The sequence below is a fragment of the Granulicatella sp. zg-ZJ genome (assembly GCF_010892355.1).
GTDB lineage: Bacteria > Bacillota > Bacilli > Lactobacillales > Aerococcaceae > WM01.
Genome location: NZ_WNJY01000003.1, coordinates 29,475 through 51,453 on the forward strand (window position 1 = coordinate 29,475; position 21,979 = coordinate 51,453).

General features: G+C 32.8%; 24 protein-coding genes. 21 read left to right on the forward strand and 3 right to left on the reverse strand.

Features of this window, described 5'->3' with window-relative positions; all coding sequences use genetic code 11:
• The first annotated feature begins 93 nt into the window (after nucleotides 1-93).
• On the forward strand, nucleotides 94-702 hold the full coding sequence (locus GMA11_RS01505; RefSeq protein ID WP_205426210.1) for a glycoside hydrolase family 73 protein: 609 nt from the start codon (nucleotides 94-96) through the stop codon (nucleotides 700-702).
• 51 nt (nucleotides 703-753) lie between these two features.
• On the opposite strand, the gene GMA11_RS01510 is transcribed toward GMA11_RS01505, so the two are convergent.
• On the reverse strand, nucleotides 754-1,101 hold the full coding sequence (locus GMA11_RS01510) for a conjugal transfer protein TraF (RefSeq protein ID WP_163545445.1): 348 nt from the start codon (nucleotides 1,099-1,101) through the stop codon (nucleotides 754-756).
• Between the two features lie 116 nt (nucleotides 1,102-1,217).
• Here GMA11_RS01510 and GMA11_RS01515 point away from each other — a divergent pair, with 116 nt between their 5' ends.
• The 4 genes from GMA11_RS01515 (at nucleotide 1,218) to galE (ending at nucleotide 5,590) form a co-directional block, all read left to right on the forward strand.
• Nucleotides 1,218-1,937 (forward strand): 16S rRNA pseudouridine(516) synthase, encoded by a 720-nt coding sequence (locus tag GMA11_RS01515; protein WP_163545446.1) that lies wholly within the window; start codon nucleotides 1,218-1,220, stop codon nucleotides 1,935-1,937.
• Nucleotides 1,938-1,947: 10 nt separating this feature from the next.
• Nucleotides 1,948-3,729, forward strand: a complete 1,782-nt coding sequence (locus GMA11_RS01520; protein WP_163545447.1) for a glycerophosphodiester phosphodiesterase — start codon at nucleotides 1,948-1,950, stop codon at nucleotides 3,727-3,729.
• Nucleotides 3,730-3,814: 85 nt separating this feature from the next.
• Entirely contained in the window at nucleotides 3,815-4,567 is a 753-nt protein-coding gene (map, locus tag GMA11_RS01525) for a type I methionyl aminopeptidase (protein ID WP_163545448.1), read from the forward strand.
• 15 nt (nucleotides 4,568-4,582) lie between these two features.
• A complete protein-coding gene (gene galE, locus GMA11_RS01530; RefSeq protein WP_163545449.1) occupies nucleotides 4,583-5,590 on the forward strand; it encodes a UDP-glucose 4-epimerase GalE in 1,008 nt (335 codons plus the stop codon).
• Nucleotides 5,591-5,643: 53 nt separating this feature from the next.
• On the opposite strand, the gene GMA11_RS01535 is transcribed toward galE, so the two are convergent.
• Together GMA11_RS01535 and GMA11_RS01540 are read right to left on the reverse strand one after the other, a co-directional pair.
• Nucleotides 5,644-6,312, reverse strand: coding sequence for an amino acid ABC transporter permease (locus tag GMA11_RS01535; RefSeq protein ID WP_163545450.1), 669 nt, complete (start codon nucleotides 6,310-6,312; stop codon nucleotides 5,644-5,646).
• Between the two features lie 48 nt (nucleotides 6,313-6,360).
• The gene (locus tag GMA11_RS01540; protein WP_163545451.1) at nucleotides 6,361-7,242 is read right to left on the reverse strand and encodes a transporter substrate-binding domain-containing protein; all 882 of its coding nucleotides are present in this window, start codon (nucleotides 7,240-7,242) and stop codon (nucleotides 6,361-6,363) included.
• A 228-nt stretch (nucleotides 7,243-7,470) separates the two neighbouring features.
• On the opposite strand from GMA11_RS01540, the gene gorA reads away from it, so the two are divergent.
• The 16 genes from gorA (at nucleotide 7,471) to GMA11_RS01620 (ending at nucleotide 21,979) form a co-directional block, all read left to right on the forward strand.
• Nucleotides 7,471-8,817: a glutathione-disulfide reductase gene (gene gorA / locus GMA11_RS01545; RefSeq protein WP_163545452.1), complete on the forward strand. Its 1,347-nt coding sequence runs from the start codon at nucleotides 7,471-7,473 to the stop codon at nucleotides 8,815-8,817.
• Between the two features lie 284 nt (nucleotides 8,818-9,101).
• Nucleotides 9,102-9,275 (forward strand): 30S ribosomal protein S21, encoded by a 174-nt coding sequence (gene rpsU, locus GMA11_RS01550; RefSeq protein WP_135125629.1) that lies wholly within the window; start codon nucleotides 9,102-9,104, stop codon nucleotides 9,273-9,275.
• Between the two features lie 65 nt (nucleotides 9,276-9,340).
• The gene (locus GMA11_RS01555; RefSeq protein WP_163545453.1) at nucleotides 9,341-9,784 is read left to right on the forward strand and encodes a GatB/YqeY domain-containing protein; all 444 of its coding nucleotides are present in this window, start codon (nucleotides 9,341-9,343) and stop codon (nucleotides 9,782-9,784) included.
• A 138-nt stretch (nucleotides 9,785-9,922) separates the two neighbouring features.
• Complete coding sequence (locus tag GMA11_RS01560; protein WP_163545524.1) at nucleotides 9,923-10,855, forward strand: PhoH family protein; 933 nt, start codon at nucleotides 9,923-9,925, stop codon at nucleotides 10,853-10,855.
• A 21-nt stretch (nucleotides 10,856-10,876) separates the two neighbouring features.
• On the forward strand, nucleotides 10,877-13,012 hold the full coding sequence (locus GMA11_RS01565; RefSeq protein WP_163545454.1) for an HD family phosphohydrolase: 2,136 nt from the start codon (nucleotides 10,877-10,879) through the stop codon (nucleotides 13,010-13,012).
• Nucleotides 13,013-13,025: 13 nt separating this feature from the next.
• The gene (ybeY, locus tag GMA11_RS01570) at nucleotides 13,026-13,514 is read left to right on the forward strand and encodes an rRNA maturation RNase YbeY (protein WP_163545455.1); all 489 of its coding nucleotides are present in this window, start codon (nucleotides 13,026-13,028) and stop codon (nucleotides 13,512-13,514) included.
• A complete protein-coding gene (locus tag GMA11_RS01575) occupies nucleotides 13,501-13,881 on the forward strand; it encodes a diacylglycerol kinase family protein (protein WP_163545456.1) in 381 nt (126 codons plus the stop codon). The genes ybeY and GMA11_RS01575 overlap by 14 nt, the downstream gene beginning before the upstream one ends.
• A gap of 8 nt (nucleotides 13,882-13,889) precedes the next feature.
• Entirely contained in the window at nucleotides 13,890-14,798 is a 909-nt protein-coding gene (gene era / locus GMA11_RS01580; protein ID WP_163545457.1) for a GTPase Era, read from the forward strand.
• A gap of 26 nt (nucleotides 14,799-14,824) precedes the next feature.
• Nucleotides 14,825-15,238 (forward strand): cell division protein ZapA, encoded by a 414-nt coding sequence (locus GMA11_RS01585; protein ID WP_163545458.1) that lies wholly within the window; start codon nucleotides 14,825-14,827, stop codon nucleotides 15,236-15,238.
• Between the two features lie 8 nt (nucleotides 15,239-15,246).
• Nucleotides 15,247-15,789 carry a CvpA family protein gene (locus GMA11_RS01590; protein ID WP_163545459.1) on the forward strand — a complete coding sequence of 181 codons (543 nt, stop codon included), beginning with the start codon at nucleotides 15,247-15,249 and terminating at the stop codon, nucleotides 15,787-15,789.
• 98 nt (nucleotides 15,790-15,887) lie between these two features.
• Nucleotides 15,888-18,251, forward strand: coding sequence for an endonuclease MutS2 (locus tag GMA11_RS01595; protein WP_163545460.1), 2,364 nt, complete (start codon nucleotides 15,888-15,890; stop codon nucleotides 18,249-18,251).
• 18 nt (nucleotides 18,252-18,269) lie between these two features.
• The gene (gene liaF, locus GMA11_RS01600) at nucleotides 18,270-19,019 is read left to right on the forward strand and encodes a cell wall-active antibiotics response protein LiaF (protein ID WP_163545461.1); all 750 of its coding nucleotides are present in this window, start codon (nucleotides 18,270-18,272) and stop codon (nucleotides 19,017-19,019) included.
• On the forward strand, nucleotides 19,016-20,050 hold the full coding sequence (locus tag GMA11_RS01605; protein WP_163545462.1) for a sensor histidine kinase: 1,035 nt from the start codon (nucleotides 19,016-19,018) through the stop codon (nucleotides 20,048-20,050). The genes liaF and GMA11_RS01605 overlap by 4 nt, the downstream gene beginning before the upstream one ends.
• Nucleotides 20,051-20,106: 56 nt before the next feature.
• Nucleotides 20,107-20,733: a response regulator transcription factor gene (locus GMA11_RS01610; protein WP_163545463.1), complete on the forward strand. Its 627-nt coding sequence runs from the start codon at nucleotides 20,107-20,109 to the stop codon at nucleotides 20,731-20,733.
• Between the two features lie 2 nt (nucleotides 20,734-20,735).
• Entirely contained in the window at nucleotides 20,736-21,035 is a 300-nt protein-coding gene (locus GMA11_RS01615) for a HesB/YadR/YfhF family protein (protein ID WP_163545464.1), read from the forward strand.
• Between the two features lie 11 nt (nucleotides 21,036-21,046).
• A complete protein-coding gene (locus tag GMA11_RS01620; protein WP_163545465.1) occupies nucleotides 21,047-21,979 on the forward strand; it encodes a magnesium transporter CorA family protein in 933 nt (310 codons plus the stop codon).

Genomic DNA, 21,979 nt, shown 5'->3' on the forward strand with positions numbered 1-21,979 from the left:
AATCATTAGTATAGTGTAACATGTTTTAAAAGGTTTGTGTTGAAAAAAGATACACGAAGGTGTATTCTTTACAAGATAGGAGATAATACATTGATGAAAAGAAAATATAAAATAGTGGTATCACGTGCTTTTGGAATGAGTTTGATGATTATAGCGTCCTTTTTAGTTGTTTTATTGATATTGGCGCAATCACATTCAAAGCAAGAGGAAAACCAAGCAAATCATACCGGAATTGCAGAGCAAGAAAAAATAGATTTTTTTTCAAAAATAGCAGTATCTGCACAAGAAAATCAAGAAAAATATGGTGTTTTATCTAGCATTACAATGGCACAAGCAGGGTTAGAATCAGAATATGGACGTAGTCAATTAGCATCAAAATATTATAATTTATTTGGTGTAAAAGGTAGTCAATACGATGGTGTTGCATTGCCAACTAAAGAATTTTATAATGGGCAATGGCATACGGTTCATGCTTATTTTAAAGTATACCCTAGCTGGAAAGAGTCTATTGAGCAACACGGGCGATTATTACATAAAGGAACGAGTTGGAATGAAGCACAATATAAAGCGGTGATTGAAGCAAAAAATTATAAACAAGCAGCGTTAGCACTTGTTGAGGGAGGCTATGCGACAGATCCTCAATATGCAGAAAAAATTGTGTCTATTATTGAAACGTATCAACTATATAAATATGACAAATAATAAAATAAAGAGCATGAATCGTTTTAGCTATTCATGCTCTTTATTTTTGTTTTATGCGTGCATAAATGTTTTGATTTCTTCTTCGCTCATTGAAGAATCGCATTTAACAAATACATCTTCTCCATGTACATGTAAAAATGCAGGTACTGTTGGCATATTGTATTTGTCACGGAATGCTTTTAATGCTTCCAACTCACTTGGTTCTTCACTGTTAATGAAGTAGACTTTAGCACCTGTTTCTTTGACAACATGTGATAATTTTGTTGCGAATTTACGACAATATGGGCAAGTACCACGACCAATGAAAAATGTTTCATCTTCTTTATTTTGAATTGCTTCAATTGCACGTGAAACAGTTGTTTCTGTTAAAACAGCAATATCTTGTTTAAATTGTTCCATAAGACACCTCTTTATTTTAGATAATAATAGTATGCCATAAAATAAAAGAATGACAAAGAAATTTGCTTGAATTTGTGTTATGATACACATGAGTTTAAAGATGATAAGGAAAAGATATGAGATTAGATAAATTATTATTTGAATTAGGTTACGGTTCAAGAGGATTCGTTAAAAAAATACTTTCGGCTAGACAAGTTCGTGTTGACGAAGAGATTGTTACGTTGGGTAATACAAATGTTAGTCCAATGATACAAAATATATATGTACAAAATAAGCGTGTTATTTACACCAAAGAGGCGTACTATATGTTAAATAAACCAATTGGTGTTGTCACGGCAGTGACTGATAAAAAGCACCAAACGGTTATTGATTGTATTGATGAGAAAGACAAAAAAATAGGACTTTATCCAGTGGGGCGATTAGATAGAGATACAAAAGGCTTAGTTTTTATCACAAATAATGGTCCTTTAGGATTTAGAATGTTACATCCAAAATATCATGTATCCAAACGTTATGAAGTTGTTGTAAATGCTTGCTTGACGCAAGAAGATGTGATTGCGTTTCGAAACGGTATTACTTTTTTAGACGGATATACTTGTCAATCAGCATCATTGACTATTATTCAAGCAAGTGATACAAAAAGTATAGCTTTGGTCGATATACATGAGGGTAAATTTCATCAAATTAAAAAAATGTTTTTAAGTGTAGGAAAGAAGGTTATTTCTTTAACAAGAATTTCCTTTGCAGAGTTAGTGTTAGATTCTTCGCTAAAAGAGGGAGAATATAGAGCCTTAACGCCAAATGAACTACAACAATTAAAAAAATATTTACAATAGGGGGTAAAAAATGGTCATAAAAGAAACATATCGTTTAATGACAAAAAATAAATGTGAATTTTTAAATATTATTTTATTTACCCAATTTATGATTTTGTTTGGCAGTTTTTCAATTATGAAATATTGCTTGAAATGGTTATTAGTATTCGTGGGTACAAAAAGTTTAACATTAGATAGTATACCGAATATTTTATTTTCACCAATAGCTTGGCTACTGCTGATTGTGATACTACTGATTGCGACAATAAGTATTTACTTTGAATTGTCTACTATTATGCTAGGTATTATGGCGTACAAACATCAAAAAAGTCTTTCTTTGAGAGCTATTTTTCATCATACAATAAAAAATTTAAAAGAAGATATTTCTCCACAATTTATATGGCTATTACTGTACTTTGTATCCGCTATTCCAATTACACAGCTAGGGTATCATAGTTTTTTATTAAATAAACTTTCTGTGCCGACTTTTATCTCATTAGAATTACAAAAATATTTTTTCTTTATGTTGTTATATATTGTATTTCTTCTTGTGTCAATTTATATTCATATTCGGCTTATATACGCTTTACCTTTACTTGTACTAAGTCGTTTTACTATAAAACAATCATTTGTTAAAAGTTGGGCATTAACGAAAGCAAAAGGTAGTTTTGTGGTCGTGCCATATTTATGGATATGGGGTGTATTTCAAATAGGACAGCATAGTGTTGCTTTTTTGAGTGAAAAAAGCATTTTGCTGCTTGGACATGAGATGACCTTTATAAAACTGATGATGAGTAGTACTATACTGGCTTTGAGTATATTGATTATTTGTTTTTTACATTTTTCACTCAAAATTTGCATTTCTGTATTATTAGTTGATGTGTTGTTTAAAAAAGAGTTGGTGACAGATACATACTATTTAGACAAACAATATAAGCAGTATCCTATTATGCGTTGGATAAAGTATTTTGGATTATCTAGTATTATTTGTTTTATTTATGGAATAACTTGCGTGTATATGTTTTTCTATCAATTTGAAGATAAAACAGTTGTTATTGCACACCGAGGAGATAGTGTACATGCAGTTGAAAATTCCATTGAAGCATTGGAAAATGCTGCAAAACAATCTGCTGATTATGTTGAAATTGATATAAGATTGACAAAAGATAATCGCTTTATTGTTAGTCATGATAATAATATAAAACGTCTGTCTAAACTCAATAAAAAAATTTCGGATAGTTTATTCGACGAAATACATGGTGTTTCCGTCACAGACGGTATACATGTTTCGTCTTTAGTATCATTAGAAGAATACATTGAAAAAGCAAAACAACTCGGTATAAAATTGGTAGTTGAAATAAAACATCACGGAAAGGAAAAATCAGATTATTTGGCATTACTCGCAAATATTTTTAAACGATATGATGTTGAAAAAGATTATATTGTACAATCTTTAGACAAAGAAATAATTGAAACATTCCAACAAAAAGCACCGAATATGAAAGTGGGATATATTGTTCCATTCCAGTTTGGTGGCATTCCAGATACAACTGTTGATTTTCTTGTGGTAGAAGAAAGTTCTTACAATCATCATGTACAAGATTTAGCACATTTTTCTAGTAAAAAGATGTTTGTTTGGACTGTTAATACAAAAAAAGAAATAAGACGACATTTATTTGAACAAACGGACGGTATTATTACGGATAAATTAGATTTAGTGCATCAAACTAAAAATGAATTATCTGATAATCATTCGCTTATTCAACGTTATAAAAATGTCAGCCAATATTTATTTGTCCAATTAGTGAAGTAACCTGTTTTTAAAATAGACAAACATTTGATTGAATAAGATAACATGATATAATGAAAGGGACACTATATAGTAAGAGGTAAATAAAATGATTACATTAAAATCAAATCGTGAAATTGAAGAAATGGAGAAGTCGGGTGCTCTATTGGCAAGTGTTCACGTAGCACTACGTGACTTTATTAAGCCGGGTATTACAACATTAGACATTGATAAATATGTTCATAAACTCATTGAAAAAGGTGGCGGGATTGCTGCTCAAATTGGATATGAAGGGTATAAATTTGCGACGTGTACGAGTGTGAACGATGAAATTTGTCATGGATTACCTAGTCACCGTGTTTTAAAATCAGGAGATATTGTTAAAGTAGATATGTGTGTTGATTTAAATGGAGCGATTTCTGATTCTTGTTGGTGCTACGCTGTTGGTGATGTGTCAGAGGATATAAAAAAACTAATGGAAGTTACTAAACAAGCCATGTATTTAGGTATCGAACAAGCTAAAGTAGGTAATCGTATTGGAGATATTGGTCATGCCATTCAAACGTATGTAGAAAGTCATGGTTATGGCGTCGTACGTGATTTTATTGGACATGGTGTTGGACCAACCATCCATGAAGGACCGGCAGTACCGCACTATGGTGAAAAAGGAAAAGGATTGCGTTTGAAAGAAGGTATGACCATTACTATCGAGCCAATGGTTAATACGGGAACATGGCAAATGAAAATGGATGATAATGGATGGACAGCACGTACAAAAGATGGCGGATTGAGTTGTCAGTATGAGCACACATTGGCGATCACGAAAGAGGGTCCAAAATTATTAACACAACAACCAGAATAATAAGGAGAAAATAATATGAGTATTCTAGTCACAGGTGGAGCAGGATACATCGGTTCACATACCGTAGTAGAATTATTAGAGCAAGAAAAAGATGTTATCATTGTGGATAATTTTTCAAATAGTAGTCCAGTTGTTTTAGAACGTATTGCACAAATTACAGGGAAGCAACCACGTTTTTATGAAGTAGATGTTACAGATAAACAAGCATTAAGCTATATTTTTGCACAAGAACAAATTGAAGCAGTTATTCATTTTGCTGGCTTTAAAGCTGTTGGAGAATCTGTTCAAAAACCAATTATGTATTATCAAAATAATTTAATATCCACATTAACTTTAGTCGATGTGATGTCTAAATACGGCGTGAAAAACATTGTGTTTAGTTCGAGTGCTACGGTATATGGTTTAGATAATGTATTTCCATTTGTTGAAACAATGCCAACAAGTGCAACCAATCCTTACGGATACACAAAAGTGATGTGTGAACAAATTTTAAAAGATGTTTCTGTATCAGATAGTGACTTTAGTGTTGCTTTGTTGCGTTATTTTAATCCGATTGGAGCACATGAATCGGGCATGATTGGTGAAAATCCAAATGGTATTCCTAATAATCTAATGCCATATATTTCTCAAGTAGCAGTAGGGAAATTAAAAGAATTAACAGTATTTGGTAATGACTATGATACGATTGATGGGACAGGTGTCAGAGATTATATCCATGTTGTCGATTTAGCAAAAGGACATGTGAAAGCACTAGAAAAAATTATGACACAAACAGGTGTTCGTATTTATAATTTAGGCTCAGGAAAAGGAACAAGTGTGTTAGAATTGTTACGAGCATTTGAAAGAGTATCAGGTGTTCATATTCCGTTTAAAATTTCAGAACGAAGAGCAGGAGATATTGCCACATGCTATGCTAATCCAACATTAGCATTGGAAGAATTGCATTGGCAAACGGAAAAAACGATTGATGATATGTGCCAAGATACATGGCGTTGGCAATCGCAAAATCCTAAAGGGTATTGATAAATAAGAAAACGAGTTGAAATGATGTTTTAAAGCATCGTTTCAACTCGTTTTTAGTAAATGGAAAATCTTTTTTCTAAATAATTTTGTCCTATGGCGTAACTAGTACAAATTACCCAATAAACTAGTGCTACAACGATATATGCTGTCATATAGTCGGAATTAGCTCCTCCAACAATTTTTGCTTTATTAAAAATATCGGGTACAGTAATCATCGCTGTTAATGACGTACCTTTTACCATATCTAATAAAACATTACTCAAAGACGGCACGCAAATACGTATTGCTTGTGGGATAATGACTTTTTTAAAGATTTGCCATGTATTTAATCCTAATGAATAAGAAGCATCCCATTGTCCTTTATCAATCGACAATAGTGCCGCACGGATAATTTCAGATGTGTAGGCACTCGACATCATTGTAAAAGCAATGATAGAAGCTGTAATGGCATCAAATTGGATTTTCATAAATGGCAAGCCAAAGTAAATGAGAAAAAGTAATACCATCAATGGTGTGCCTCGCATCAATGAAATATGTATGTTTGCGATCCAACGTAAAGGTGTAAAGGTGGACATTTTCATTAAGGCGATTATAAAACCAAAAATATTTGCTAGTAAAAAACTAATAAGCGATAGAGATAAAGTGTAGGGTAACCCTTCTAAAATGATAGGGAGAGCTTTTTGTGCGAGTTCTACATTAAAAAATGCTTGCCAGTTTATCAATGAAATTCCTCCTGAATAAGTATCCCCACTTAAAAAGTGGGGATATGTTTATTTTGAAACGTCTACTACGGGAAGTGATTTTACATCTTCTGCTTGATGTGTTAAATCTTGACCTGCATAATATTTTTCGGAAATAGCTTTTAAAGAACCGTCTTTTTTCATGGCTTCAATTACTTCGTCTAGTTTTGTTTTTAAAGAAGTATCTTCTTTTGACATAACGATACCTTGCTCTGTTGGATTATATTTTGCATCGCCCATTTTAACTTTAATATCTGGGAATTTTTGTTTTACCCAAGCTACAGCGATTACTTGTGTGTAATAGTCATTTGGAATAAAGTCGGTACGTCCGGTAGACACATCACGTAAGTAAACATCATTTGTTACATTGTCGTAAATAACAGGTTCTGCTCCTAGTTTTTCGGCGATTTTCATATATTGTGTTCCTGCACCACCACCGGCTTTTTTTCCAGTCCAGTCTGTTAAATCAGCTTTTCCGATATTTGATGAGCCGTCTTCTCTAACAATCATGCCACCAACAGAATATTTATAAGGGATTGAAAAATGATATTTTTTTAAACGTTCAGGCGTTGTGTCAAAATTATTGACAGCAATATCCACTTTTTGACTATCAACAGATGTGAAAGCTTCGGCAACACCGATTTCAACAAATTCAATATTGATGTTTAAACGTTTTCCAATTTCTTTTAGCATGTCAATTTCATAACCGACAAGTTCTTTATTGTCATTATAGTAAGAGGTTGGAAAGAGTGTTCCGGGTGTAGCCACTTTTAATACACCGGCTTTTTGGACACGTTCCCAAACACTTTCTTTGTTAGTTGTTTCTGTTGCTTTTTCATTTGTTTTTTGAGAGCAAGCAGTTAATGTAAAGATAAATAGAAAGCTAAATAATAGCATCAATTTTTTCTTCATAGTTATATCTCCTTTTGATTTGTTGGGGAAATAGTATCATCTTATATAACAGAAGTCAATATAAAAGAAACAGATAAACGTTAATAAATCAATGTTTTCGTGTGTTATAAAACAAAAGAGATTTGTGTTATATAACAATTTGTCTTATGTTTTTGAGCAAAGTAGTAGGCAATTTATTGTTTTTATGGATAATTAAGGAAGAAGAATAAACAAAGGAGATACATGTTTATGCATAAAGTAGATTATATTGTTATTGGTGGAGGTAGTGGAGGTATCGCTTCTGCAAACCGTGCTGCTATGTATGGTGCAAAAGTTGTTGTGATAGAGCAAAGTCATTTAGGTGGGACATGTGTGAATCTTGGATGTGTACCTAAAAAAATTATGTGGTACGGTGCTCAAGTAGCGGACACATTAAATTTGTATGCTAAAGGATATGGCTTTACAGTTGATAACACATTTCGTTTTGAAACTTTATTAAAAAACAGGGATGCCTACATTGAAAGATCTAGAGCATCTTATACACGCACTTTTGACAAAAATGGGGTTCAAGTCATTGATGGATTAGCAAGTTTTATTGACAATCACACAGTAGAAGTGAATGGGGAGTTTTATACAGCACCACATATTTTGATTGCAACGGGAGGTAAACCAAGTGTGCCTGATGTAGAAGGTGTGGAGTTAGGAGAAACATCGGATGATTTCTTTGGTTGGACGACATTGCCTAAGTCAGTTGCTGTTGTAGGTGCAGGGTATATTGCGGTCGAATTAGCAGGTGTGTTAAATAGTTTAGGGGTTAAAGTTGATTTATTAGTTCGAGGAGATAAACCATTACGTTATTTTGATGATATGTTATCGGATACTTTAGTATCTGAAATGGAAAAAAGTGGTATCGTACTTCATAAACATGCCATTACAAAATCTCTACATAGACGTCTTGACGGTTTATTAACACTAACAACAAGAACAGGGCAAGCGATTGATGTAGAACGTGTGATTTGGGCAACTGGAAGAACGCCAAATACGCATAAATTAGGACTTGAAAATACAGATATTGTTGTAGATGAGTTAGGGTTTATTAAAACAGATGATTATCAAAACACAACTGTTTCTGGTGTGTATTCGGTAGGAGATGTGACAGGTAGACCGGCTTTAACGCCAGTTGCGATTGCTGCAGGTAGACGTTTATCAGAACGATTGTTTAATGGTAAAACAAATGAAAAATTAGATTACCATTTAATTCCAACTGTTATTTTTTCACATCCTGCCATTGGATCGGTTGGTTTAACAGAAAAGCAAGCTATTGATGAATTTGGAAAAGAAGAAATTAAAGTATATACGGCAGAATTTGCTTCTATGTACACGGCTGTGACCGACCATAGACAAGTTGTAAAAATGAAACTTATCACACAAGGTGAACATGAAAAAGTAGTAGGGTTACATGGTATTGGATATGGTGTCGATGAAATGATACAAGGGTTTGCCGTAGCGATGAAAATGGGAGCAACCAAAAAAGATTTTGATAATACCATTGCTATTCATCCTACAGGTTCTGAAGAATTTGTTACAATGAGATAATATGCGTATTAGAATACGAATATGTCGGTTATAGAGCATATAGAAATGAGTATGTAAATATTGATAAATTCTGATAAGATACTCGATGTTTTTGTGGTGGAAATATATTCATAAAAGCAGTCTATTATGGCTTGTTGAAGAAAAAAATTAGAATTTCTATAAAATAAAACTTGACGTTTTTTAGGAATGTTTAGTATAATATATGGGAACAATTTCTTTACATATTAGATAACTTTATATTTAAAGAATCGTTACACACAGTGTTCGGAGGGAGGGAAGCTATTATGTCAAAAACAGTTGTTCGTAAAAACGAAACGCTTGATGATGCTCTTCGTCGCTTTAAACGTAATGTGTCAAAAACTGGTACTCTACAAGAAGTTCGCAAACGTGAATTCTATGAAAAACCAAGTGTAAGACGTAAGAAAAAATCTGAAGCAGCACGTAAACGTAAGTTCTAATAATAGTGAAAACAGGCTGAGCATCGCTCAGCCTGTTTTGTAAATAAAAGAAAGGGAGTGTGTATATGACACTAATGGAACAATTAAATACAGATATGAAAGAAGCAATGAAAGCCAAAGATAAAGAACGTTTATCTGTCATTCGCATGTTGAAAGCATCTGTACAAAAAGAACAGATTGAAGTAGGTAGAGATTTAACAGATGATGAGGCTTTAACGATATTATCTCGTGAATTAAAACAAAGAAAAGATTCTATTCGTGAATTTGAAAAAGCGGGTCGAACAGACTTGGCAGAAAAAACACAATTTGAAGTTGGCGTTGTGGAACAATATATGCCAAAACAGTTATCAGAAGATGAAGTAAAAGAAGTGTTAAAGGCAATCATTCAAGAAGTTGGTGCAACATCTGCAAGTGATTTTGGAAAAGTCATGGGAAAAGCAATGGCAACATTAAAAGGTCAAGCTGATGGGAATATTGTCAACAAATTAGTGAAAGAGTTATTGCAATAATGATAAAACAGCGGTAAACATCTTGTTTACGGCTGTTTTTATTCATATTTTAAATGATTTATGTTAAAATAAAGAGAAGTATTCTTGAAAGAAGGTATCTTATTGGAACATATTCGTGAAACACTGACAGTGTCAGATATGAATGAGCAAATAGCCTTATTTGGTGTTGAACATAAGTTTATGGAAATGATTGAAAAGCATTGTGGTGTGGATATTTCTACTAGAGGCGAAGCTATTCATGTTTCAGGAGAACAACAATCTGTTGAACAAGTAATTTCATTACTTGAAAAATTATTATGGCTGATTAGAAAAGGAATGCATTTATCTGAAACAGATGTTGTGACAGGATTAAAATTATTAGATAGACAAAGATTAGACGCATTTGAACAGTTGTATAGCGATGAAGTCGGAAAAACAACAAAGGGAGATATTATTCGTGCTAAAAATTTTGGGCAAAGACAATATGTTCGTTCGATTAAAAAATACGATATTGTTTTTGGGATTGGACCAGCAGGAACTGGTAAAACATTTTTAGCAGTTGTTTTGGCAATTAACGCTTTAAAAAATGGAGATGTGAAAAAAATTATTTTAACAAGACCTGCCGTAGAAGCTGGAGAAAATCTGGGATTTCTACCTGGAGATTTGAAAGAGAAAGTTGATCCTTATTTAAGACCTGTGTATGATGCGTTATATCAAGTGTTAGGTATGGAGCAAACCACACGTTTAATGGATAGAGGTGTAATTGAAATAGCGCCTTTGGCTTATATGAGAGGACGAACACTAGAAGATTCATTTGTTATTTTAGATGAAGCGCAAAATACAACGATTGCACAAATGAAGATGTTCTTAACTCGTTTAGGTTTTGGATCAAAAATGATTGTAAATGGAGATATTAGCCAAATAGATTTGGGCAAAGGTGTTAAAAGTGGATTGATTGATGCACAAGAAAAATTAGCGAGTGTGAAAGATATACGCTTTGTGACGTTTGATCAACATGATGTGGTGCGTCATCCTTTAGTAGCAAGTATTATTCAAGCGTATGGCACTCAAAATCAAAGGAAAGAAGAGTAGTGTATGAGGAGGGATAATTCGGTGTTCAAAAAATTTATTCGACAATTTGATGAAAAATTAGGTAGTTTTTATGTGCCCTTTGTGTTATTAGTGACGACAGCTATTTTGCTTTTGATGAGTTATCCAATCGTTAAACCTACAGAAACAGCCATTACATTAAATTCGGTTGCGACACAAACTATTCGGGCAAACAAAACCATTGAAGATATAGAAGCAACTGATAAAGCAAAAGCAGCCGTGGCAAAAAATGTGCAAGATATTTATGAAAATGATGAAACGATTGCTGTTAAAAAACTAGGAGAAGTGACTAAGTTTTTTGAAATTATTACAAATTTCAGAAAAGAATTAGCACAATCAGCAGATGCAACCATTCCGATTGCACAAAAAACAGCAGATATTATTTCGCGATTTTTTACAAGTTTAAATGATGAAAACAAAATCATTCATAATTACGCATACGGTTTTTCAGAGGCACTAATCAAAAAATTATTAGTAGCTTCAGAAACAGATTATAAAACGTATGAAACATTGACAAAAAAGGTCGTTGAACAAATTTTAAAAGAAGATATTTATCCGACGGATATTGCCAAATCACAATCTCAAGCAAATGCGCAAATATTGACATTAACGTATTTTGACGATGTACGTGAAACAGTGACAGAATTAGTAAGACCAGCGATTGTCGCAACAATGGTTGTGAATAAAGAAGCAACAATTTTAGAAGGTGAACGTGCTAAAGCGGGGGTTTTACCTGTTATGATTACACAAGGTGAAGTAATTGTACGTGAAGGCGAAGCCATTGGAGCAACAGCTTATCGAAAACTAACACTATTGGGCATGACGAATAATACTTATAACAATCAATTATTGATTGGTTGTTCGATTGTATTAGTGATGCAGTTTTCTTTAGTGTGGTACTTCATTTGTAAACAAGCAAAAACAAATACGAAAAGACATCTATATGTGAATATGTACGCAACACTTATGGTAATGCTAACTGGACTTGTGCTAGTAGCCAATTTAGTGCAAAAATCTGGATTAGAATATTTTTCACTTATTGTTCCAATTGGTGTGATTCCATTGTTTTTAATTCCTAAGGCAAAACGTCGTTTGGCAATTTTGTGTGTAAGCTTCCTAGTGACACTGTGTTTCTTCTTAGGAGATGGAGGCAATACCATTCAAACACAGCTTGTTTGGAAATTTTATGCACTCATTGCAATGTTTTCAACGGTTGTCGTTTCTGGCAAACGTAAAAAACCATTATTACAACACTTTATTGTGTTACTTATTTTGAATGTTGGTTTTATTATTGCATTAGCATTCTTCCATGATATTGCGATTACATCAAATACATTCATTCAAATGATGCTATACAGTATTTTAAATGCGATTTTAACAATTGGTATTTTGCGTATTGGGCAGCCGTATTTTGATATTTTATTTGAAGATAAAGCTGTGTTACGCATGTTGGAATTATCCAATCCGAATCAGCCGATGTTAAAAGAATTGATTGCTAAAGCACCGGGAACATATCATCATAGTATTATGGTGGCGAACTTAAGTGCCAATGCTGTTGAGTTGATTGGTGGAGATTCCTTATTTACAAGGGTGGCATGTTATTATCATGATGTTGGTAAATTGAAAAAGCCAATGTTTTTCGTGGAAAACTTGCCAAGTGGTATGGAAAATCCGCATAAATTATTAACACCTCAAGAAAGCCGTGATATTATTTTTGAACATGTTACAGCCGGTGTAGAGATGTTGAAAGAAGCTGGTATGCCACAAAGTATCATTGATATTTGTGCACAACATCATGGTACAACAATCATGAAATATTTTTATGTGACTGCTAAAGAAGATGATGATACTGTTGATGAAAAAGATTTTCGTTATCCAGGGCCAAGACCGACAACAAAAGAAGCTGCGGTGATTAGTATTGCTGATACAGTTGAAGCAGCGGCAAGATCAATGAAAAATCCTAGCTTTGAAGCAATTCGTGATTTGGTCAAAGGAACGATACAATCAAGAATAACAGATGGACAATTTGATGATTGCCCAATTACAATGAAAGAATTAAAAATTGTAGAAGATTCACTTATTACTGGGTTATCAAGCAGCTATCATACAAGAGTTGAATACCCAAAATTAAAAAAATAGAGAGGATAATATAATGAACATTGATTTGATTGATGAAACCAATCAGGTTTCTTCGGAGCATGCAGATTTAGTTGAGGAGATTATCATTTTTACAAGTGAGTATTTATCTTTACCTGAACAAGTAGAATGCTCAGTGACATTTGTGGATAATAAACGTATTCAAGAAATAAATAAAGAGTATAGAGGTAAAGACATGCCTACGGATGTCATTAGCTTTGCGTTAGATGATGAGGTAGATGGAGAAGTAGCCATTGATTTAGAAAAAATTGATAGTATGTTTCCACATCACATTGGAGATATTATTATTTCCATTGATAGAGCTAGAGAACAAGCACAAGAATTAGGACATTCCTTTGAAAGAGAATTAGGCTTTTTGGCATTACACGGCTTTTTACACTTGAATGGTTATGATCACATGACACCAGAAGAAGAAGTTGAAATGTTCAGTTTACAAAAAGAAATTTTGAAAACGTACGGATTAGGTCGTGATGGGCGTGCATAAGCAAACGACAAAAAATAAACATTTTTTACAGTCATTACGTCATGCATTACACGGTGTTAAAACGGCGTTTAAAGAAGAAAAGAATATGCAAAAGCACGTCATTACAGCGTGCTTTGTTATTACTTTAGGATTTTTATTACAATGTAATATATCAGAGTGGTTATGGTTAATACATTGTATTGTACTCGTATTGATTTTAGAACTTTTAAATACAGTAGCTGAAACATTAGTAGATGTTTTAACAGAAGGTAAGTATTATGAATGGGCAAAAAAGGTAAAAGATGTTGCGGCAGGAGCAGTGCTTATTGCATCTGTTTATGCGGCAATTGTAGGTATTATGATTTTTTTACCTAAATTATTAACATAGGAGAGTATATGAAAGAAAAGCAGTTTAAATCAGGATTTGTGGCGATTGTTGGTAGACCAAATGTCGGGAAATCGACACTATTAAATCGTATTATTGGTCAAAAAATTGCCATTATGAGTGATAAAGCACAAACAACACGAAATAAAATTCAAGGTGTTTATACAGATAAAGAAAGTCAAATTATTTTTATGGATACGCCGGGTATTCATAAACCCAAACATGCTTTAGGTGAATTTATGATTGATGCTGCATATAGTGCTTTAAAAGAAGTTGAAGTTGTTCTTTTTTTAGTTAATGCAAGTGAACCAATTGGACGAGGAGATAAATATATTATTGAACGTCTAAAACAAGTAAAAGCACCTATTTATTTGTTAATCAATAAAATTGATTTAGTACATCCAGATGCTTTACTTGATATTATTGATACCTATAAATCGGAAATGGATTTTGCACAAATTATTCCAATTTCTGCATTGCAAGGTAATAACGTGCCTGAAATGGTAGAGATTTTGAAAAATCACTTGCCAGAGGGACCGCAATATTATCCAGCTGATCAAGTAACGGATCACCCAGAATATTTTGTAGTTGCTGAATTTATTCGAGAAAAAGTGTTACAATTAACAAAAGAAGAAATACCACATTCTGTTGCTGTTGTAGTAGATCAAATGCAACGGAATGAACAAGGTAAAATTCATGTTTATGCAACTATCATTGTAGAACGCTCTAGTCAAAAAGGAATTATTATTGGAAAAGGCGGACGATTATTAAAAGAAATCGGAACACGAGCAAGACGAGATATTGAAGCTTTACTAAATGATAAAATTTACTTAGAATTATGGGTAAAAGTACAAAAAGACTGGCGTGATAAACAAAGTTATTTGAATGATTACGGTTATAAACAAAAAGATTATAAATAACAGACGTTATGGAAGGTGGCGAAAAAATGGACACAGGCAAAAGACGTTATAAAGCTGTGATAAATGGTGAAACATACATTATTGTTGGAAATAAATCTGATGAGCATTTAAAAGTAGCCACACAGCTTGTAGATGAACAGCTAACCTTATTAAAACAAAAATCCCCTAAATTATCTAAAGTGGATTGTGCTGTTTTATTAGCACTGAATACTGTATCGAAGCAATTATCTCAAGAACAAGAGATTATTCGTTTACAACGAAAAATTGCTCAATTAGAATCAAAAATTAAAACATTAGAAGATCCAGAACAGCTGCTTATCAGAGGGGTACACACATTCGACCAAGATGTGAATGTATCTGTTGAAAAAAAAGAGCATATGTTAGTGGAACAGTCACTTTTTTCTGATGATGACTATGTTCCAGCAATTAGAAAGAAATGAGGAATGATATGGTAAATATTGTAATTTTACTAGTATTGGCAATTGGTGTTTATTCAGGAGCAAGACGTGGACTTATTTTACAAGCTGTTCATATGGCAGGATATGTTGTCACATTGCTCATTGCAAGTACATTTTATAGTAGTTTGTCGAAAACATTAGAAATGATTGTACCATACCCTTCAGATACTACAGCAAGTGCATTTTCATTATATAATTTATTGAAAAATGTTCAATTTGACAAAACATTTTATAATGCACTAGCTTATGTTGTTATTTTATTTATAGGGTGGGTTATTACACGTATTGTTGCTGCTACTTTAAATAAATTAAGTCGAATTATTGTGATTAAACAATTGAATACTTTAGGCGGTGCTATTCTAGGTTTTGTATGTAACTGGATAGGTTTATATTTTCTGTTTACTTTATTATCTGTTGTGCCGATTCAAAGCATTCAAGATGTCTTTAGTGGAACATCATTTGCGACATTTATTGTACAACACACACCAATCATTTCAGATATTATTATGAAAACGTGGTTAGCGTATGTATAGGAAGGAGGTTTTTATAACCTCCTTTTTGAGTAAATATAGGATTTATGATAAAATACTCTTGATATTTTTTTATTGTAAAAGTAGGTGAGATAGATAAAATGGATACAAAAACATTAAAAAAGCTAGAATTTGATAAAGTATTACAACAATTAGCTAGTTTTACATCAAGTGAATTAGGGAAACAAAAAGTATTTGCTCTACACCCCTTTTCAAATAGAGAGCAAGTTATGAAACATTTAGAAGATACTGATGATGCTGTGTTATTATTGCGCTTAAAAGGAGGTATTCCTTCTCCAATCTTAAAAGATATTACGCCACATGTGAAACGATTGGAAATAGGTGCTACATTAAATGCCAAAGAAATAGCAGACATTGGACGTGTTTTAACAACAGCAAAAGAAGTCGAACGATTTTTTGTTCAAGTAGAAGAAGCAGACATCGTTTTAAAAAGAGTGCATCATTTAGCAAAAGAATTAGTAGTCTTACCTCATGTTGTTTCTCGTATTAAAGAAGCTGTTTCAGATGACGGAGAAGTATTGGATACTGCAAGCCCAGAACTAAGACGTATTCGTACATCACAAAAACGAGCAGAACAACAAGTGAAGGAAGCTCTTGAAAATATTTTAAGACAAAAACAAAGCCAATTAACAGATGCTGTTATTACTATACGTAACGACCGGTATGTTTTACCCGTAAAACAAGAATTTAAACATACATTTGGTGGGTCGGTTCAAGATCAAAGTGCATCGGGGCAAACAGTGTTTATTGAGCCAACACAAGTACAAGATTTAAATAATAAAAGACATGCTCTACAAGTGGAAGAAAGACAAGAAATTGAAAGAATTTTATGGGAAATTGTTTCTTTATTAGTCCCACATATTTCGGATATTTATATCAATCATCAAATTTTAGCAGAATTAGATTTTATTAACGCAAAAGCCTTATATGCGAAACAACTTCGTGCTATGAATGTAGATGTTAGTGATGAAAATGAAGTTGCATTGTATGGGGCAAGACATCCATTAATTGATGCAAAGTTGGTGGTGAAAAATGATGTTTTACTTGGTGGCGAGTATCAATGTATTGTGATTACTGGACCAAATACGGGCGGTAAAACAATTTTGTTAAAAACGGTAGGGTTATTACAAGTAATGGCACAATCTGGATTACACATTCCAGTTGATGAAGGTAGTCAAATTGCTGTTTTTGAAAATGTTTTTGCAGATATTGGTGATGAGCAGTCTATCGAACAAAGTTTGAGTACATTTTCATCTCATATGACAAATATTATTTCTATTTTACAAGGAATTACTCATAAAAGTTTGGTACTATTTGATGAATTAGGTGCGGGGACAGACCCTCAAGAAGGGGCAAGTTTAGCCATTGCTATATTGGATCATATTGGTACAGTTGGTTCTTATGTTATTGCAACAACACATTATCCAGAGTTGAAAATGTATGGATACAATCGTTCGGGGACCATCAATGCTAGTATGGAATTTGATACGGAAACATTAGCACCAACATATAAATTTTTATTAGGTATTCCGGGACGTAGTAATGCATTTGATATTTCAAAACGTCTAGGGCTAAATGAACATATTATACAAGAAGCACGAGAATTGATTGATGAAGAAACACAATCCTTAAATGAAATGATTAGTGCTTTAGAAACGATGCGACAAGATATTGCTAAAGAAAAAGAGCAAGTTGAAAAAGACTTGAAACAAGCAAAAGCAATGCTAGCAGAAGTAGAAGAACAAAAACGTCAATTCGAAGAAGAAAAAGATACTTTAGAAGAACGTGCGAAAAAAGAAGCAAATGCGATTGTTGAATCAGCATCTCAAGAAGCAGAAAGTATCATTTCAGATATTCGTCGTATGCAACTCGAACAAGGGAAAGCGGTTATTAAAGAACATGAATTTATTGCTAAGAAAACGGCTTTATCACAACTGAAACATGAAGAGAGTTTGAAGAAAAATAAAGTTTTACAAAAAGCAAAACGACAAAAAAACTTGAAAGTTGGCGATTCTGTAGAAGTAATGTCTTATGGACAAAGAGGTATCTTGAACCAAAAAGTTAATGAAACAGAATGGGTCGTTCAAATGGGTATGCTTAAAATGAAAGTACCTGTTCATGATATTCGCTTGATTGATTCAGAAAATCCAAAACAGAAAAAATATATTCCAACCTTGAAAGGTGGGCGTGCAACTAAAGTAACGAGTCAACTTGATTTGAGAGGACAACGTTATGACAATGCACTTGTTGAATTAGACAGATATTTAGACGCAGCAATATTATCTGGATATCCACAAGTGACAATTATTCATGGTAGAGGAACAGGGGCCATTCGAGAAGGCGTGACAAAACATTTGAAACAGCATAGAGGCGTTTTAAGTTTTGAATTTGCGCCGATTAACCAAGGTGGAAATGGTGCGACGATTGTGAAATTTAAAAATTGATGGAGTGTGAAACATAATATGAAGCACAAAACAGCAAAACAATCTTTAATCATAGCAGGTATTCTATTATTTGTAGTTATCGTTTTGAGTGTGATGCTCCTATTTACGATTGTAAAAACAGTCGATATTCTGACAGTGACATTGATTTTAATTACAACAGGTTTAGGTATTGCTTTTTTTAAATACATTATTGGCAAATTGACACTAGGTGTTTCATTAGCATTGTTTTTTGTGTTTTTTTTATCGAATCCGATATTTTTTGCTATTTTAATACTCATTGTGGCTATTTCCTTTTTTGTGTGGAAAGGCATTGTTGATATTATTGTGACAAGATTTCATCAATTCGATAGAAAAATGGTATTGCACGTAAAAGATAAAGACACTCAAAAATATGGACGTGTTCAAAAACGAAATTGGTGGACAAACGAAAATCGTTTAACACAAACGTATGAATGGGATGATATACATTTAGTGACATGGTTTGGAGATACGATGATTGATTTGGGTAACACCTATTTATTAGAAAATAATGCAAATATTATTGTCATTCATAAAGGAGCGGGTGATGTTTGTATTGTTGTTCCTGTTGAGATAGGGGTTGTTTTGAATCATAGTACCTTAAAAGGAAATGTATTGTTTGAGAATGAAGAGTATTATTTAACAAATGAGCAATTAACGGTGTATTCTGAAAATTATACCTCTGCTTTAAGAACAGTTAAAATTGTGACAACTGTTTATTTAGGAAATCTTGAGGTGATTCGTGTATGATGAAACAGTTCCGATGGTTAAATATTTTCCTCATTATTTTAAGTATTATGACATTAACATGTGCATTAACCATTTTTGCTTTAAAACAATATGTTCGTTTTTTAGAGCTATTGACATATCGTGTGTATAAAGTACCTTTTTATATTTATTTAGGTGGTATTTTACTTTTCTTGAGCATGATTTTAGCAAGTTTTTTATACTATGGCTTAAAATATAGTCAAAGAGGATTGGTTCAAAAATTACATTGGCTAGTGGTAGGCAACTATCACCACGCTATTTTTTCAGAAAGTCATCAAAAAAGAGGGATGATTGCGACGTATTCGAATGTGCTAGATGAACAAATAAATACATTGGCACATAAAATGCAAATGTTATCTGAAAATATGAAAATTTGGACAGATACACATACATCTATTAGTGAAGAAGAACGTTCAACAATATTAGAAGAAGAAAGACATCGTATTGCAAGAGAATTACACGATTCAGTAAGTCAGCAACTATTTGCAGCGATGATGATGCTATCTGCTGTTAACCAATTAACAAAGGATCAATCAGATGCTTTGAAAAATCAATTAAATATGATTGAATATACCATAAATGAGGCACAAAAAGAAATGCGTGCACTTTTATTACATCTACGGCCAGTGAAATTAGGAGATAAGTCACTTTCACAAGGAGTTATGTATTTATTAGAAGAATTAGATTCAAAAATGAATATTACTATTGTTTCAGATATTCAATCTGTTCACGTGTCTACTTTAGTCGAGGATCACCTGTTTCGTATTGTTCAAGAATTATTATCGAATGTATTAAGACATGCCAAAGCAACAACTTTGGAAGTGTATTTATACGAAAACAAACAGCATACACATTTGCGTGTTGTTGATAATGGTGTGGGGTTTGATACGAATACATTGAAAATGAGTAGCTATGGTTTATCGAATATTAAAGAGCGTATTGCAGGCTTGGGTGGAACGGTTAAAATTGTAAGTGTGAAAAATCAAGGAACGGTTATTGATATAAAAATATAATTGATAAAACAGAGTAATCAGTGTATGATAAATTTTATAAGATGAGGGGTGTTTCGATGATTAGCGTATTATTAGTAGACGATCATGAAATGGTTCGATTAGGTGTGTCGGCATATTTGTCTATACAGGAGGATATTTCCGTTATTGGTCAAGCAAGTAATGGAAAAGAGGGCGTAGAAAAAGCATTGGCACTAAAACCGGACGTGATTTTAATGGATTTGGTGATGGAAGAAATGGATGGCATTGAAGCTACTCAGTGTATTTTATCACAGTGGCCAGAAGCTAAAATTATTATCGTTACAAGTTTTTTGGATGATGAAAAAGTATTTCCAGCTTTAAAATCAGGAGCTAGAGGCTATTTATTGAAAACATCAATGGCACAAGATATTTCTGATGCGATTTACAAAGTATATGCCGGTGAACAAGTTTTAGGAAAACAAATTATTGAAAAAATTCAACAACAAGCATCGCATGAAAAAGAATTACATGAAGATTTAACATTAAGAGAAAACGAAGTGTTATTGTTGATTGCTCAAGGTTATTCAAATCAAGAGATTGCAGAGAAATTATTTATTACATTAAAAACGGTAAAAACACATGTGTCTAATGTTTTATCAAAATTGGAAGTAGAAGATAGAACACAAGCAACCATTTATGCGTTTAAGAAAGGATTGGTAAAATAGTGATGAATATTATTGTAAAACCAAAAGCTCAACAGTGGTATGAACGTGAAATGGGCATTTCAAAAGGGAGAGGCGTTCGTTTTTTTGGACAAGTATATGGATGTAGTCCAATACATGAAAGTTTTTCTTTGGCACTTGAAGTAAATGAACCAAGTAGGCCTTATGCTGTCACTATTTTAAATGATATTCCATATTTTATTGAATCTGGAGATGAATGGTTCTTTGATGGCTATGATTTTATTATCGATTATGATGATAGATTAGATGAACCAAAATATATTTATGAAAAACGAGCTATGTAGGAGTGAATCATGTGATTACTAGAACATTATTGGAGACAAAAGCAGAAACAGTTGAATGGATTAACATAAAAAGTTTATCTATTGAAGATAAGCAAATTTTAAACGAGCAGGACGATTTATCGAATGAGTTTTTAGAGTATGCAACCGATATTGATGAAAGTGCTCGTGTGGAGGAAGACGATGAAAACCATGCTCGACTGTTAAGTTTTGACGTGCCATTTTTTGATTCTGATTCTAAAAGCTATACAACAAGACCACTTATTTTTATTATGAAAGACAATAAAGTGTATACGTTCATGAATGAAGATAAAGATTATTCACAAATCAATCATTTGTTAAAACGTTCGTTTGAGTTAGTGGAATACGACAGTTTATACCATATGATTTTTTCGGTTGTGTATAATTTTTCACTTCTATACCATGAAAAATTACGTATTTTACATAAAGAATGGGACAATATTGAAAAATCATTTAGAAAAAATGCAAGTAATAGTGAAATCTACCGCTTGCTAAATGTCGAAAAAGGACTTGTGTATTTATCAACCTCTTTAAAAGCAAATAAAATTGCTTTAAACACATTGCGTCGTCGATGGGGCTATGGTCCTGTTCAATTTTCAGATAGAGAATCTGAAAAATTAGAGGATGTTCTTGTTGAGATTATGCAGGCGATTGAAGTGTCTGAAATTAATATTATTTTAGTAGAAAAAGAAAAACAATCTTATTCAACCATTATCGACAATAATATGAATACAACAATGAAAGCATTGACGATTTGGACGGTTTTACTAACCGTACCAGAAATTGTTTTTGGGTTTTATGGTATGAATACAAAAACATTACCTCTAGCAGATTCATCACTTAGTTGGCTCATCACGATTTTAATTTCTATTGGGTTCTGTTTTGTTTTATGGCATGTGTTTAAAAAAATGAAAATGTTAAAATAA

What these genes read in the sequence shown, in the direction of transcription:
- GMA11_RS01505 (WP_205426210.1), top strand. Translation starts at nt 94, where the DNA reads ATGAAAAGAAAATATAAAATAGTGGTATCACGTGCTTTTGGAATGAGT.
- GMA11_RS01510 (WP_163545445.1), bottom strand. Translation starts at nt 1,101, where the DNA reads ATGGAACAATTTAAACAAGATATTGCTGTTTTAACAGAAACAACTGTT.
- GMA11_RS01515 (WP_163545446.1), top strand. Translation starts at nt 1,218, where the DNA reads ATGAGATTAGATAAATTATTATTTGAATTAGGTTACGGTTCAAGAGGA.
- GMA11_RS01520 (WP_163545447.1), top strand. Translation starts at nt 1,948, where the DNA reads ATGGTCATAAAAGAAACATATCGTTTAATGACAAAAAATAAATGTGAA.
- map (WP_163545448.1), top strand. Translation starts at nt 3,815, where the DNA reads ATGATTACATTAAAATCAAATCGTGAAATTGAAGAAATGGAGAAGTCG.
- galE (WP_163545449.1), top strand. Translation starts at nt 4,583, where the DNA reads ATGAGTATTCTAGTCACAGGTGGAGCAGGATACATCGGTTCACATACC.
- GMA11_RS01540 (WP_163545451.1), bottom strand. Translation starts at nt 7,242, where the DNA reads ATGAAGAAAAAATTGATGCTATTATTTAGCTTTCTATTTATCTTTACA.
- gorA (WP_163545452.1), top strand. Translation starts at nt 7,471, where the DNA reads ATGCATAAAGTAGATTATATTGTTATTGGTGGAGGTAGTGGAGGTATC.
- rpsU (WP_135125629.1), top strand. Translation starts at nt 9,102, where the DNA reads ATGTCAAAAACAGTTGTTCGTAAAAACGAAACGCTTGATGATGCTCTT.
- GMA11_RS01555 (WP_163545453.1), top strand. Translation starts at nt 9,341, where the DNA reads ATGACACTAATGGAACAATTAAATACAGATATGAAAGAAGCAATGAAA.
- GMA11_RS01560 (WP_163545524.1), top strand. Translation starts at nt 9,923, where the DNA reads ATGAATGAGCAAATAGCCTTATTTGGTGTTGAACATAAGTTTATGGAA.
- ybeY (WP_163545455.1), top strand. Translation starts at nt 13,026, where the DNA reads ATGAACATTGATTTGATTGATGAAACCAATCAGGTTTCTTCGGAGCAT.
- GMA11_RS01575 (WP_163545456.1), top strand. Translation starts at nt 13,501, where the DNA reads ATGGGCGTGCATAAGCAAACGACAAAAAATAAACATTTTTTACAGTCA.
- era (WP_163545457.1), top strand. Translation starts at nt 13,890, where the DNA reads ATGAAAGAAAAGCAGTTTAAATCAGGATTTGTGGCGATTGTTGGTAGA.
- GMA11_RS01585 (WP_163545458.1), top strand. Translation starts at nt 14,825, where the DNA reads ATGGACACAGGCAAAAGACGTTATAAAGCTGTGATAAATGGTGAAACA.
- GMA11_RS01590 (WP_163545459.1), top strand. Translation starts at nt 15,247, where the DNA reads ATGGTAAATATTGTAATTTTACTAGTATTGGCAATTGGTGTTTATTCA.
- GMA11_RS01595 (WP_163545460.1), top strand. Translation starts at nt 15,888, where the DNA reads ATGGATACAAAAACATTAAAAAAGCTAGAATTTGATAAAGTATTACAA.
- liaF (WP_163545461.1), top strand. Translation starts at nt 18,270, where the DNA reads ATGAAGCACAAAACAGCAAAACAATCTTTAATCATAGCAGGTATTCTA.
- GMA11_RS01605 (WP_163545462.1), top strand. Translation starts at nt 19,016, where the DNA reads ATGATGAAACAGTTCCGATGGTTAAATATTTTCCTCATTATTTTAAGT.
- GMA11_RS01610 (WP_163545463.1), top strand. Translation starts at nt 20,107, where the DNA reads ATGATTAGCGTATTATTAGTAGACGATCATGAAATGGTTCGATTAGGT.
- GMA11_RS01615 (WP_163545464.1), top strand. Translation starts at nt 20,736, where the DNA reads ATGAATATTATTGTAAAACCAAAAGCTCAACAGTGGTATGAACGTGAA.